This window comes from Paenibacillus luteus (assembly GCF_006542765.1).
Lineage (GTDB): Bacteria > Bacillota > Bacilli > Paenibacillales > Paenibacillaceae > Pristimantibacillus > Pristimantibacillus luteus.
This window is the reverse complement of record NZ_SKCD01000022.1, coordinates 90,030-103,912: the sequence shown is the minus strand read 5'-3', so window position 1 is coordinate 103,912 and position 13,883 is coordinate 90,030. Positions and strand designations below refer to the sequence as shown.

Below are 13,883 nucleotides of genomic sequence, written 5' to 3'. Positions count from 1 at the left end.
AATGAGGAATTTTAATGAAAATTACAATATACGATGTAGCTCGTGAAGCTGGCGTTTCCATTGCGGCAGTCTCCCAGGTCATTAACGGAAAAGGGAAAATCAGCGAGCAGCGCAGACATGAGATTTTCCAAGTAATGGAACGCTTGAACTATCAGCCAAGCGTCATCGCGTCTGCGTTAACAGGTAAGAAAACGTTTACGATTGGACTGCTTGTGCCAGACATATCCAATCCGTTTTTCGCGGAAATTGCGCGAGCGGTCGAGGATCAAAGCCATCATCTGGGCTACAGCCTTTTTATATGCAGTACTGATAATAAGAAGGAGCGTGCGGAGCGATACTTGTCGCTGATGCAGCAGAAGCGTGTGGATGGTATGATTATCGGAACGGGAATAGCGAACAAGAGCACGCTAGCAAGCCTTGTGAAGAGCCAAATGCCTGTTGTGGTGATCGCAAGGGAAGCAAAGCTGGCAGCTAAAACGGTCATTATTGACGATTTTTGCGGAGGAGGCTTGGCGGCAAGCCATTTGCTTGAGCAGAATCACTCGCGCGTCGGATTGCTCGCCGAAAACGAAGAGGTCAGCAGCAGCCGAGAGAGGATTAGAGGTTTCCTTTCGGTATGGGAGCAGGCGGGCCTGAAGGTAGAAGATGGTTTCATCCGCGCCTGCGGCGATGAGTTGGTCCGTGACGGCAAGGCGCAAGCCAGTGAGCTGCTCCGATCGCCTAATCCGCCGACAGCATTATTTTGCTGCAATGATTTGCTTGCGATTGGAGCATTGCAGGCGGCGAAGGAGCTTGGCCTCCGCGTGCCGGAACAGGTATCCCTTATCGGCTTTGATAATACGATCTTGGCAGAGGTGACGGACCCGCCGCTAACGACCGTGGCTCAACCAACGAAAGAGATGGGGCAGCTGGCTGTCGATTCCTTGGTTGCGATGCTCGAGGACGGCGATAAGGATGACAAGCGCATTGTGCTTCAGCCAGAGCTTGTCGTAAGGCAATCGACTGCGAAGAAGCAGTAGGAGCATTAGGTAGAACTGATTGATGCGAAGAAGCAGTAGGAGCATTAGGTAGAATTGATTGATGCGAAGAAGCAAAAGGAGCATTAAGTAGAATTGAATGAACAAAAGGAAATTCCTTCGTATCATAGATCATTCTGGAGATCGTTCTTGAGAAACGAAGCGACGGTTTTCGTAGCCCGTATTTCACCTTTAAGTTTCTGAGCAAATTAAAGAAGTTGGCCGCATCCGCGCCTCTAGAGAATGATCATCTCGCGTAATGACTATAACGTAAATTGTTAAACGACATATATATATAAGTTAAACTAATGATTTTAGACTCAATGAGTTTCTGAAAGCAGGATTCCATAAGGACGAACAGTCGGTCAATGATAGTCCATTTATAATTGGGGATTTCCTCCATAAATAATCGTGGATTATACTCCCATCTCCAAACAAATCTACCTCAGTGACTTCAAATGGGCAGCTTATAGCTGGGTTTTGGAGATATAGATAAGTTGAACGAGAAAAATAAAGTATATTCGAAGCGAGAAGATCGTTCTGGAGAAACGAAGTGTTCGCCATTGTAGCCGGATTCTTACCTTAAAATGTATTAGCCAATCAAAGAATCTCGTTACAACCGCGACCCTAAAGAATGATCTACTCGCGCAGCGACCAACATGAAAAACTTTAGTTAAACTTATATAGATGGAATTTATCCCGTTAAACAGGATTTATTCGATAGGAATTGAAAATAGCTGGATTTCGTCCTATTAATTTCAATATTTCCCTACAATTTCGGCTGATTTGGCCGAAATTAGATGGAGAAAATTCGTCTAAACGCTTCAAAAAACAAAATAACCTTGATTTAGTGGGAGAAAATCCTTGTAAATCAAATGGAGGGGAGTCATCATTAGCATGGCTCTTTTCTTGTTTTATTAGTCAAAATTTCATCTATGTTCCTCAAATACTCCTCCAATACTCCTCCAATACTCCTCCAATACTCCTCCAATACTCCTCTATGACTCCTTCACTTCCTATGATAATAACAAACTGTTTCTGAAATAAACGATTTGGACATATACATATGCCTATACAGTGCTTAGAATGATTGTTTGATAATGGTTCTTCAAATAATCGTTATATTATGATATTTCAATTGGCTGGGGAATGGATAGCAGCGTTTTTAAGGCAGGACGTGCTGTGGATCATGTTTGCAGCGTTTAAAAAAATAAAAAGATTGCCGGAGCTGAACTTTTGGTGTATATTAAGGTCAATTAAGCGCTTTACTTTGTTAAGTTAAGCGCTATACCGATTTGTGGAGGGAGCATCATATGAACAAGATACGGTTAACGATGGCACAGGCATTGCTGCGTTTTCTTGATAATCAATATGTATCGGTTGATGGCAAGGAAACTAAATTCGTGCAGGGCATCATGGGCATTTTCGGGCATGGCAACGTTACGGGGCTGGGTGAAGCGATTGAGAGAAGCCCAGGAGAGCTGACCTTTATTCAAGGCAAGAACGAGCAGGGGATGGTCCATGCTGCAACCGCTTACGCCAAGCAGAGGAACCGTCTTCAAATTTATGCTTGCACATCCTCCATTGGGCCTGGCGCTTTAAATATGGTAACGGCTGCAGCAACGGCTACAGTCAACCGAATTCCGGTCCTGCTGCTGCCTGGCGATAATTTTGCATCAAGGCAGCCTGACCCTGTTCTTCAACAGCTTGAGGTTGTATCTGATTATACGGTTTCTGCCGTTGATGCTTTTAAGCCCGTGAGCAAGTTCTGGGATCGTATCGTACGTCCGGAGCAGCTCATGCAAGCTGCTTCGCAAGCGATGCGCGTGCTGACGGATCCAGCAGAAACAGGAGCAGTTACGCTGGCTTTGCCACAGGATGTACAGGCAGAAGCTTACGATTACCCAGTGGCATTTTTTGAGAAAAAAGTACATTTCATCGATCGCCGTTTGCCTACGCCGGAATCACTGCAGCGTGCAGTGGATTTGATCGCGAAGAAGCGCAAACCGCTTATTATTGCAGGCGGAGGCGTGCTTTACTCCAGTGCATCGAAGGAGCTGGCAGAGTTCGCAGAAGCATTCGGAATTCCGGTAGCGGAGACGCAGGCAGGAAAAAGCTCGCTGCCTTGGAATCATCCGCTTAATGTCGGCGCGGTTGGCGTGACAGGAACGCTTGCCGCGAATCGGTTGGCTGCCGAGGCCGATCTCATTATTGGAATAGGCACGCGTTATTCTGATTTTACTACCTCGTCTAAATCTGCATTCCGCAGCGAAGACGTGCAATTCGTGAACCTGAACGTAAGCAGCTTCGATTCATTCAAGCTCGATGGCGTTGCCGTTACTTGCGATGCCCAAGCCGGCTTGCAAGGACTGCGTTACGCGCTTGCTGGATTGAGCTATCACTCCGGTTATGGCGACAATGAAGTCGCGGAGCTTAAGCAGCAATGGGATGCAGAGGTTGACCGGCTTTACGCCGCAGAGCATGAGGATGGGCTGGCGCAGACAAGAGCGCTTGGCGTCATCAACGAAACCCTCGGCGATTCGGATATTATTGTCTGTGCCGCAGGCAGCCTGCCAGGCGATTTGCACCGGGTATGGCGCTCGGTTGAGCCGAAAACGTACCATATGGAATACGGCTTCTCTTGTATGGGTTACGAGGTTAGCGGTGCGTTTGGCGCTGCGCTTGCTGAGCCCGAAAAGAATGTATATGCGATTCTCGGCGATGGCAGTTACCTGATGCTGCACTCGGAGCTTGTGACGAGCATTCAAGAAGGCCGCAAATTCACGGTGCTTCTGCTTGATAATCACGGTTATCAGTGCATTCACAATTTGCAAAGGGGCCATGGCAGCGACGGCTTCGGCAATGAATTCCGTTTCCGTACGGAGAAAGCTGGCGGATTGAAAGGCCAGTATATGCCGATTGATTTCTCGGCGCATGCACGCAGCATGGGCGCCGCGACCTATAAAGCGACAACAGCGGAAGAGCTAAGAGAGGCATTGCTGCTTGCCAAGGACGAGAAGGGCACGACTCTCATCGAGATTCCAGTCGTTCCAGGCACAAATACCTCTGGCTATGAATCCTGGTGGAACGTGGGTGTTCCCGAAGTTTCCGTTAGCGACAAGGTTGTCGAAGCACATAAGGAAATGAAACAAAATATCGATGCAGTCAAACTTATCTAATCGAGTAGAGGAGAAATTATCAATGAGCCAATTCCCTTTCAAGCTCGGCATACACCCGATTAATTGGGTCGGCGAAGATGTGAAGGAGCACGGAGACGACACAACCTTCGAGCAAATTGTAGATGATATTCAAGCGCTTGGCTTGACAGGAACGGAAATGGGAAGGAAATACCCAGCAGATCCGTCAGTTCTGAAAGAAGAGCTCGCAAAACGCGGCATTAGCCTCTCTTCCCAGTGGAAAACCGTCTTGTTCTCGGACCCGGCTTACAAGGAATCCGAGCTTGCCGATTATCGCAAGCATGCCAAGTTCTTGCAAGGCATGGGAAGCAAGGTCATCAGCACCTGTGAAGGAGGGGGCTCGCTGCATTTCGATGCGCGGCGCACGCCGAATGAGACGGAAGTGCTGCGACTGGACGAAGCTGGCTGGAGAAGCCTCGCCGACGGATTAAATGCGGCTGGCGCCATCGCCCAGGAATACGGCCTTAAGCTGACGTATCACCATCATGGCGGTACCGTCATCGAAAGCCCGGAGGAAATCGATCGGCTTATGGAGCTGACAGATCCAAAGCTAGTCTATCTGCTGTTTGATACCGGCCATGCCTATTATGGCGGCGCTGATCCACTCGAGGTACTCCGCAAGCATTACGACCGAATTGCCTATGTCCATTTGAAGGACATTCGGCGGGAGGTGCTGGATCGCTCACGCGCAGAGCAAGCTGACTTTGTCACTTGTATTCGCAATGGAGTATTTACAGTTCCGGGTGACGGCTGTATCGATTTTGAACCGATAATCAAGGAATTAGTTACCCGAGGCTACGATGGCTGGGCGATGCTTGAAGGCGAACAAGACCCTGCCGCGCATCCCGCTTACGAATACGCGAAGCAATCATTGCTTTATTTGAATTCCCTGAAGACAACGTAAAGGAGGATGCAGCATGCAGCAAGTGACTTTTCCAAGCGGCAAACCGCTTGATTTTGTAGCTATCGGGCGTCTATGCATCGATCTGAATGCAAACGAGATTAACCGTCCAATGGAAGAAACGATGACGTTTACGAAGTACGTCGGAGGCTCGCCGGCGAACATCGCGATTGGCATGTCGCGACTCGGGCAGAAAACGGCTTTTATCGGCAAAATCGCGAATGACCAGATGGGCCGTTTTATCTCTACTTATTTGCAGAGAGAAGGCATCGATACGTCGAGCGTATCCGTGGACGACACTGGAGCCGTAACCGGCCTTGCTTTTACCGAAATTAAGAGCCCGTCCGAATGCAGCATTCTCATGTACCGCGACAACGTGGCTGATTTGCTGCTGAAGCCCGAAGAGGTAAGCGAGGAAATAATCGCACAAGCGAAAATGCTGCTCATCTCCGGTACGGCTTTGGCGCAAAGCCCTTCGAGAGAGGCTGTTTTCCAAGCGCTTGAATATGCGAAGAAGCATGGCGCAGTGATTGCATTTGATCTTGATTACCGGCCATATACGTGGAAATCGGCTGAGGAAACGGCCGTGTATTATAACTTGGCTGCCGAGAAATGCGATATTCTGATCGGAACGCGTGAAGAATTCGACCAAATGGAAATGTTCGAGAACAATCCTACACACGATGACCGCGTGACTGCGACTAAATGGTTCAGCTATTCGGCTAAGATTGCGATCATCAAGCACGGCAAAGAAGGCTCGATTGCTTATACGAAGGATGGCTCGGAGCATCGTGCCAAGAGCTACCCTGCCAAGGTCATCAAAACCTTCGGTGCAGGGGATTCCTATGCGGCTGGTTTTCTGTACGGCGTCATGCAGGGCTGGACGCTGGAGAAAAGTATGGAATACGGTAGCGCGGCGGCATGTATCGTCATCTCAAGCCACAGCTGCTCGGACGCTATGCCAACTACGGAACAAGTAAACGATTATATAAAGCGCTGCGAGCGCGGTGAAATTACAGCTTCATAAGCCGAGAGGAGAGCGACAAAATGGTAAACACATTAAAAAATTATATCGGCGGAGAATGGGTGGCGGCTTCGACGACAGAGGTAGAGGCAGTCGTCAATCCGGCGACAGAAGAGACGCTCGCGAACGTACCTTTATCAACGAAAGAGGATGTCGACAAAGCGGTCCTTGCAGCCAAACAAGCCTTCCAAAGCTGGAGCAAAACACCGGTACCGAAACGCGCGCGCGTATTGTTCAAATACCAGCAGCTGCTTGTTGACCACTGGGAAGAGCTTGCACAGCTAATTACGAAAGAGAACGGCAAAAGCTACAGCGAAGCTTACGGCGAGGTGCTTCGCGGCATCGAGTGCGTAGAGTTTGCGGCAGGAGCGCCGAACCTGATGATGGGCAAGCAATTGCCGGACATCGCTTCCAACATCGAATCAGGCATGTACCGCTATCCGATTGGTGTCATCGGCGGCATTACGCCATTCAACTTCCCGATGATGGTGCCTTGCTGGATGTTCCCGCTGGCTATCGCATGCGGCAATACCTTCGTATTGAAACCATCGGAGCGTACTCCGCTGCTCGCTCAGCGCTTGGCTGAGCTGTTCGCCGAAGCTGGTTTGCCTGCCGGCGTGCTTAACGTCGTACACGGAGCACGCGATGTTGTAAACGGAATTTTGGAGCATAAAGATATCGCAGGGGTATCCTTCGTCGGCTCGCAGCCGGTTGCCGAGTATGTATACAAAACAGGTACGGCAAACGGCAAGCGCGTGCAAGCGCTGGCTGGCGCAAAAAATCACTCTATCGTGCTTCCGGATGCGGATCTAGACCTTACCGTGAAAGAAATCGTTAATGCTGCTTTCGGCTCGGCCGGCGAGCGCTGCATGGCTTGCGCGGTTGTGGTAGCGGTTGGCGAAGTTGGCGATACGCTCGTCAACAAGCTAACGGACGCTGCTAACAAAATCACCATCGGCAACGGCATGGAGGAGAATGTATTCCTTGGACCGGTCATTCGCGGCGGGGCTAAAGAAAGAACGCTCCATTATATCGAAACAGGCGAGAACGAAGGCGCCTTACTTGTTCGCGACGGACGCAAGGACGCAGCAACTGACGGAGAAGGTTACTTTGTTGGACCAACGATTTTCGATAACGTAGAAAGCGGCATGAAAATATGGCAGGATGAGATTTTTGCACCAGTACTTGCGATTGTACGCGTTGCAACGCTGGAGGATGCGATTGCACTTGCGAACAAATCCGACTTCGCTAACGGTGCTTGCCTATTCACGTCGAACGGCAGCAGCGTTCGCCAATTCCGCGAGACGATCGACGCAGGCATGCTTGGCATTAACCTAGGCGTACCGGCGCCAATGGCATTCTTCCCGTTCTCGGGGTGGAAAAAATCGTTCTACGGCGATCTTCATGCCAACGGAACCGATGGCGTAGAGTTTTATACTCGCAAGAAAATGGTGACGGCTCGGTGGTAACCCTTGTATCGATGAAGGAGATGCTGCTGCGGGGAGCCGAAGAAGGTTATGCCGTCGGCCAGTTCAACCTGAACAACCTGGAGTTTACGCAGGCGATCTTGCAAGCGGCAGAGGAGGAGCAGGCGCCGGTTATTCTCGGCGTCAGCGAAGCCTACATCCCGTATATGGGCGGGCTTGAATTTATTACGGGCATGGTGAAATCGCTGGTTCAGCATTACGGCATTACCGTACCGGTCGCGCTCCATCTGGATCACGGCTCCACGTATGACGTGTGCATCCGCGCGCTGCGTGCCGGCTTTACCTCCGTCATGATCGATGCCTCCCACCACTCGCTGGAGGAGAACATCGATATAACGGGCAGAGTCACGGACGCTGCGCATGTGCTTGACGCAAGCGTGGAAGCAGAGCTTGGCCGAATTGTAGGCCGTGAGGATGACCTTGTCGTTGACGACGCGGAGGGCATGTATGCCGTTCCGGAGGAATGCCTCCGCCTTGTCCGCGAGACGGGCATCGACTGTCTGGCTCCTGCGCTTGGCTCGGTTCACGGGCCTTATCGCGGCCAGCCGAAGCTTGGTTATGCAAGAATGGGCGAGATTCGGCAACTGACCGGACTTCCGCTTGTTCTGCATGGCGGGAGCGGATTGCCGGATGATGAGATTCGGCAGGCGATCAAGCTTGGCACTGCAAAAATAAATGTAAATACGGATAATCAAGCCGCTTTCACGCAGGCGATCCGTGGCTTCCTTGCGGAGCATCCGGACGCTTACGATCCGCGCAACTATTTAATTCCGGCGCGGAAGGCGATTCAGGAATCCGTGAAAGCGAAAATTCGGTTGTTCGGCAGTTCAGGCAAAGCGAAGCGGGAGGTATAAGGATATGACAAAGAAAATTACGATTGGCATTATCGGAGCGGGGCGCATTGGCAAAATTCACGCCGACAATCTGCTTCGTCTGCCTCAAGTACAAATTACAGCGGTGAGCGATCTGTTTGCAGGTCCGGAGCTTAGCGCATGGGCCGCTGAACGCGGCATTTCGAGGGTGACGAAGGACAGCTCTGAAATTATAAATGATCCAGCCATTGACGCGATCTTCATCTGCTCATCGACCGATACGCATGTTCCGTTGATCAAGCAGGCAGCGCAGGCGGGCAAGCATGTATTCTGCGAGAAGCCGCTTAGCATGGACATTAAACGGACCGAGGAAGCCGTAGCGGCTGCGGAAGCAGCCGGCATCAAGCTGCAAATCGGCTTTAACCGCCGTTTTGACCATAACTTCAAGCGTGTACGCGAGCATGTGCTGATCGGTTCAGTAGGCACGCCGCATATCGTGAAAATTACTTCACGCGATCCGAATCCTCCGCATGAAGAGTACATTAAAGTTTCCGGCGGCATCTTTATGGATATGATGATCCATGATTTCGACATGGCACGTTTCCTGACTGGCAGCGAAGTGACAGAGGTTTACGCGCAGGGCGGCGTTCTGATCGATCCGGTCTTCGGTAAATATGGCGACGTGGATACAGCCATCGTCACCCTTCGTTTTGCCAACGGCGCGCTTGGCGTCATTGACAACAGCCGCCAGGCGGCTTACGGTTACGACCAGCGCGTTGAAGTTTTTGGCTCCAAAGGCAGCGTTGCAGTCAGCAATGATCACCCGAACACGGCAGAGGTAAGCTCGGCTGAAGGCGTGACGCGTGACAAACCGCTGCATTTCTTCTTGGAGCGCTACAACGAGGCTTATATCGATGAAACTAGACAATTCGTAGATTGTCTCAGCAACGGACAGCCGCTACCGGTCACTGGCGAGGATGGCGTGAAGGCAGAAACGATCGCGTTGGCCGCCAAGCTTTCCTATCAGCTCGGGCGCCCCGTTCAAATTAGTGAAGCGGTTCAGTTGAAGCAAGAAGCAGAAGGGGCGGGTAGCCATGTCTAAGCTAATCGTCAAGCCAACAACCCCGAACGAAGAAGGCATTGTGCTAGCGGTATCGCCCGAATCAGCCGGCTGGGAATATGTCGGGTTCGAGGTAGCGAAGCTGGAAGCTGGACAAACGTTGAAGCGCAGTACCGATGGCCTTGAATATTGTCTCGTTCTGCTGTCCGGCCTTGCTGATGTGTCGACACAGGAGGAGAGCTGGACAAGTGTGGGCGAGCGGATGAGCGTGTTCGAGAAGAAGCCGCCTTACGCTATCTACGTTCCGAATGCTGATCACTTCGAGGTTACGGCGACAACGGCTTTAGAGCTTGCTATTTGCAGCGCACCAGGCAAAGGGAATTTCAAAGCCCGGCTTATCGCGCCTTCGGCAGCTGCTTCAGAGCTGCGTGGATATGGCAATCTGGAGCGTCAAATTTACAATATTCTGCCCGAGAGCGAGCCGGCGGACAGCCTGCTTGTCGTTGAGGTGATTACGCCGGAGGGCCACTGGTCCAGCTATCCGCCGCATAAGCATGATCAGGACAATATGCCTCAGGAGTCGCTGCTAGAAGAAACGTATTATTACAAAATCCAGCCGGAGCAAGGCTTCGCTGTTCAGCGGGTCTATACGGACAGCCGTTCTCTCGATGAGACGCTGATCATCAAGAATGGTGAAACGGTGCTTGTGCCGGAAGGCTACCATCCGGTAGCAGCGCCTCCGGGCTACGAGGTTTATTACTTAAACGTCATGGCAGGCCCGACGCGGGCTTGGAAATTCGTGAATGACGAGGTTCATGCATGGATTATGACGAAGCCGAGCGACCGGGCCTAATGCCCGAGCAGCTTTGGTTGTCGATAGGCAATCGGCCATAAAGCACCATCATGCAGTCATAGCGTTAACTACAGGAAGGCGGAGAGCGGGCAAACGCTCCCGCCTTTCATTGAAATATAAGCTCTTTACAAGTTTGATAGCTTATAAAGAGGATATCTGGTATCATGCCCAGTATCAATTACAGATACATTTTCGTTAATCAGGTCCATTGCCGCGCGTCACCCGCGATAGTAAGATACAGGTATAGCTGAACGGGGGCCAGCGATAACAATCACTGATCATGGAGAGGGGATCTGTACGATGCTAGAAAAGGAATCCAAACGATTAAAGCCGCTTACGGACGCTCAGCTTGAGCAGTATAAGCGGGATGGATTTATTATTATCAAACAAGGGTGCAGCTCCGATTTAATTGATGCTTTTAACAGACACATCTTTGAGATTCGCTCAGCACCGCTAAGCGAGATGCCCGAATGGGCACGCACCTCGGAGAAGGCGCGTTTCTCGACAAGATTGTTCAATCCGCACCAGCATGACAGCTTTTCGAGGCAAATGATGAAGCTTCCAATCGTACGAGGCACATTGGCCCAGCTGATGGAGCGGGAAGCGGTATGCGTGCAAAGCATGTTTTTCTATAAGGAACCCGGCTCGCATGGCCAGGCTGCGCATCAGGATTATTATTATATTAAAAATGATCCGATGACGATGGTGGCTGCATGGATTGCAACGGAAGACAAGGTGGATGAGCAAAATGGCTGTTTATGGGTCATTCCGGGCACGCATAAGCTTGGGCTGCTACCGCATGGCAAGGTTAAAAATCTCGAGGAGCATGAAGAGTGGACGGATGAGACCGAGGGCGTGGATTTGACGCAGCAAATTCCGGTTATTATGGAGAAAGGCGATATTTTGTTTTTCCATGAGCTGCTGATTCATTCCTCCAACCGCAACCGAAGCACAGATCGCTGGCGCCGCTCTTACGTATGCCATTATATCCGTGAGGATTCGGCCGTTACGCTTCGTGAAGATTTGCGCGAGAAATATTCGTTGGTTTAAACAGCGCAAGGCCCCGGTTAGCTCAGTTTAGAACGCAGGAAAAAGCGGCAAGCTTCAGGCTATTGCAAGATGGCCCAAGCGAGGTCGCAATTTCCATTGTCATCCACCGCTCTAAATTGTTAGAATAGGAACACGAAACTCGTCGATTTTCGTAAGCGCTTACAGATATATGGAGCAGCATCTTGTGAAATGGGGATGAAAATAATGAGCAAAACGTGGTACTACCGCCTGCTCTTCTCTTATATGCCCGTATTTTTCTTAATGATTTCCTTTTTATTTTTTATCTTTTTTCAAATGCTGACGGAGCGCGCCCAGCAGGATACCGCCCATATTTACGCCAGCGTGAACAATCAAATCGTCCAGAGTGTAGAACAGCCGCTGCAGTCGATTGACCATATGATGGTAACCATTCAGACGCGGAGCAGCAATTCCTCCGAATTCAATATGCTCGATTATTTTGACCAGGAGGGGCCGCCGTCCGTTTTTTTTACGTTTCAGATGACCAAGGAATTCAATAATATGAGACAGCTTTACCAAAGCATTCATTCGATTTATTTAGTTCGGGAGCGGGACGGCTATGTACTGAGCTCAAACACGGTTTCGCCAATGGAGCAGTTCTCAGATCGGGCGTTCATCGAAGAACTGCAGCGGGATAACTACTCGTACCACTGGACGAATGAACGAAGGTTTAAGGAGTTTCAAGCCTCGCGAGAGGAGCCGGTCGTATCGCTTGCACGCAAATATTTGACAAGCCGCGGCGAGAGCGGCTTGATGATCATCAATGTCAGGACAAGCTCGCTTGAAGGGCTGGTCTCGCAAAAAATGGATCAAACGACCAGCTACGTTACGATAACCGGCAAGGATCATGAGCCGATCTTCGCTACGGAAAAAGTGGAGGCAGCGAGCCGAAGGGCGATTTCTACCGTCGTGTCCGATTATACGGGCTGGACTTACGAGAGCGGACTGGAGAAAGGCAGCGGCTTTACGATCCTGCAAACCTTCTCGAATGTATGGATCATGCTGGCCGTAATCGTTGCGATATTGGGGCTGCTCTCGATTGTTTATATGACGCATAGAAATTATCGGCCGCTGCGCGCGCTGATTTCCAAGCTGGATAAAATCTCGCAAGCATCGGGTGAGCAAAGCGAGGCAGAACGAAATGAGTTTCATTATATCGAATCGACGGTAGACTCGCTTGTCCAGCGCTTTAATTTGTTCAAATCCCAATCCGACTTGAATAGCGGCTACCGCAAAAAATCAATTTTCCTTGAGGTGATGAGCGGCTCAAGATCGCTTGCCGCTGCGGAATGGGATACGGAGATGGAGCGGCACGGCTTTGCAGGCAGCTTCAGTAAGGCAGTCGTTATCGTCATTTCTATCGATAAATATTCCGATGTTTTATCACGCTACAGGGAGCAGGATATGATTTTGTTTCGGTTCATCATCCAAAATATGTACATGGAGCTGATTCAGAAATATAGCTTGTCGAGCTGGAGCGAATGGATGAACGATAAGGAAATGTGCGGCTTCGTCTATGTGCAGGAGGAGCATGCGGAGCTGTTAATGGACAATCTCCTTAAGCTGTCCGAGAGCGCGCATCAATGGATCAGGTCCAATCTGCCTTTTACGGTCACGATAGGTATCGGGCAAATGACGGATTCCGTGGCGCAGCTCAAGACCTCTTACAAAAAAGCGATGGAGGCTGTCAACTTCAGGCTGGTATTCGGCAACAATCGGACGATTGGCTACTGGGATACCGAAACGGGAGCCACCTTCGAGCTATACAACCAGCTGGAGCAGATTCGCAGCCTGATTTACGCATTCCGGTTAATGGAGCCGGAGTGGCGCCTCAAGTACGGTTCGTTGTTCGAGCAGTTCAGGCAAAATAAGCTCAAGCGCGAGGATATGGTTAATTTGCTCAATTATTTTGTTTTTTATTTATTTGAGCATGTGCAGGGCACCATTCTTAACGATGAGATGATCGAGACGAACAAAGCGATCATGAAGGACGTTATCGATCAATTCGAGACGCTGGAGGATGTGCAGGAAGAAATTCTGGGCGTGATGGAGAAGCTGGAATATGCCCTTGAGCAAAAAACGGGCAAAGGCGGCGGCGCCGAAATTGCCGTTAAGATGAAGCAGTATATCGACGAGAATGTTTCCAATCCGGATTTATCGCTTATCCATCTCAGCCAGCAATTCGATATTCCTTCGAAAAATGTAAGCTCGTTATTTAAAGAACAATTCGATATCAAATTTATCGATTTTCTGATTCACCGAAGAGTAGAGCTCGCGAAGCAGCTGCTGCAGGAGAAGGATTTGAGCGTACAGGAAATTGGGCGAGCGGTCGGGTATTTGAATCCGGTATCCTTCAACCGCGTCTTTAAGCGCGTCGTTGGCATGCCTCCCGGCGATTACCGCAAGGAAAAGCTCGGTTAATCAAGGAAAATGGTTAATCCAGCAGTCGGATCGCGCCGTAATGG

The 13,883-nt window shown here is 50.3% G+C and carries 10 protein-coding genes; all 10 read left to right on the top strand.

Going from position 1 to position 13,883, the window contains the following annotated elements:
* The first annotated feature begins 14 nt into the window (after positions 1–14).
* The 10 genes from E0496_RS17210 to E0496_RS17165 all read left to right on the top strand — a co-directional run bounded on the left by E0496_RS17210 (position 15) and on the right by E0496_RS17165 (position 13,839).
* Entirely contained in the window at positions 15–1,019 is a 1,005-nt protein-coding gene (locus E0496_RS17210; RefSeq protein WP_141503006.1) for a LacI family DNA-binding transcriptional regulator, read from the top strand.
* Positions 1,020–2,329: 1,310 nt separating this feature from the next.
* Positions 2,330–4,195 carry a 3D-(3,5/4)-trihydroxycyclohexane-1,2-dione acylhydrolase (decyclizing) gene (gene iolD / locus E0496_RS17205; protein WP_141503005.1) on the top strand — a complete coding sequence of 622 codons (1,866 nt, stop codon included), beginning with the start codon at positions 2,330–2,332 and terminating at the stop codon, positions 4,193–4,195.
* A gap of 22 nt (positions 4,196–4,217) precedes the next feature.
* Positions 4,218–5,117, top strand: coding sequence for a myo-inosose-2 dehydratase (gene iolE / locus E0496_RS17200; protein ID WP_141503004.1), 900 nt, complete (start codon positions 4,218–4,220; stop codon positions 5,115–5,117).
* A gap of 13 nt (positions 5,118–5,130) precedes the next feature.
* The gene (gene iolC, locus E0496_RS17195) at positions 5,131–6,141 is read left to right on the top strand and encodes a 5-dehydro-2-deoxygluconokinase (RefSeq protein ID WP_139997371.1); all 1,011 of its coding nucleotides are present in this window, start codon (positions 5,131–5,133) and stop codon (positions 6,139–6,141) included.
* A 20-nt stretch (positions 6,142–6,161) separates the two neighbouring features.
* Positions 6,162–7,607 (top strand): CoA-acylating methylmalonate-semialdehyde dehydrogenase, encoded by a 1,446-nt coding sequence (locus tag E0496_RS17190; RefSeq protein ID WP_141503003.1) that lies wholly within the window; start codon positions 6,162–6,164, stop codon positions 7,605–7,607.
* Positions 7,608–7,618: 11 nt separating this feature from the next.
* Complete coding sequence (fba, locus tag E0496_RS17185) at positions 7,619–8,479, top strand: class II fructose-1,6-bisphosphate aldolase (RefSeq protein ID WP_141503319.1); 861 nt, start codon at positions 7,619–7,621, stop codon at positions 8,477–8,479.
* A gap of 4 nt (positions 8,480–8,483) precedes the next feature.
* Positions 8,484–9,539 carry an inositol 2-dehydrogenase gene (gene iolG, locus E0496_RS17180; RefSeq protein ID WP_141503002.1) on the top strand — a complete coding sequence of 352 codons (1,056 nt, stop codon included), beginning with the start codon at positions 8,484–8,486 and terminating at the stop codon, positions 9,537–9,539.
* Positions 9,532–10,350 carry a 5-deoxy-glucuronate isomerase gene (gene iolB / locus E0496_RS17175; protein ID WP_141503001.1) on the top strand — a complete coding sequence of 273 codons (819 nt, stop codon included), beginning with the start codon at positions 9,532–9,534 and terminating at the stop codon, positions 10,348–10,350. The genes iolG and iolB overlap by 8 nt, the downstream gene beginning before the upstream one ends.
* A 300-nt stretch (positions 10,351–10,650) precedes the next feature.
* Complete coding sequence (locus E0496_RS17170; protein ID WP_141503000.1) at positions 10,651–11,400, top strand: phytanoyl-CoA dioxygenase family protein; 750 nt, start codon at positions 10,651–10,653, stop codon at positions 11,398–11,400.
* 204 nt (positions 11,401–11,604) lie between these two features.
* Positions 11,605–13,839, top strand: coding sequence for a helix-turn-helix domain-containing protein (locus tag E0496_RS17165; protein WP_161601455.1), 2,235 nt, complete (start codon positions 11,605–11,607; stop codon positions 13,837–13,839).
* The last annotated feature ends 44 nt before the right edge of the window (positions 13,840–13,883 follow it).

Excerpts from the sequence above, each read along its gene's own strand:
- iolC (WP_139997371.1), top strand. The coding sequence starts at position 5,131 with ATGCAGCAAGTGACTTTTCCAAGCGGCAAACCGCTTGATTTTGTAGCT.
- E0496_RS17165 (WP_161601455.1), top strand. The coding sequence starts at position 11,605 with ATGAGCAAAACGTGGTACTACCGCCTGCTCTTCTCTTATATGCCCGTA.
- iolE (WP_141503004.1), top strand. The coding sequence starts at position 4,218 with ATGAGCCAATTCCCTTTCAAGCTCGGCATACACCCGATTAATTGGGTC.
- iolD (WP_141503005.1), top strand. The coding sequence starts at position 2,330 with ATGAACAAGATACGGTTAACGATGGCACAGGCATTGCTGCGTTTTCTT.
- E0496_RS17170 (WP_141503000.1), top strand. The coding sequence starts at position 10,651 with ATGCTAGAAAAGGAATCCAAACGATTAAAGCCGCTTACGGACGCTCAG.
- iolG (WP_141503002.1), top strand. The coding sequence starts at position 8,484 with ATGACAAAGAAAATTACGATTGGCATTATCGGAGCGGGGCGCATTGGC.
- iolB (WP_141503001.1), top strand. The coding sequence starts at position 9,532 with ATGTCTAAGCTAATCGTCAAGCCAACAACCCCGAACGAAGAAGGCATT.
- E0496_RS17210 (WP_141503006.1), top strand. The coding sequence starts at position 15 with ATGAAAATTACAATATACGATGTAGCTCGTGAAGCTGGCGTTTCCATT.
- fba (WP_141503319.1), top strand. The coding sequence starts at position 7,619 with ATGAAGGAGATGCTGCTGCGGGGAGCCGAAGAAGGTTATGCCGTCGGC.
- E0496_RS17190 (WP_141503003.1), top strand. The coding sequence starts at position 6,162 with ATGGTAAACACATTAAAAAATTATATCGGCGGAGAATGGGTGGCGGCT.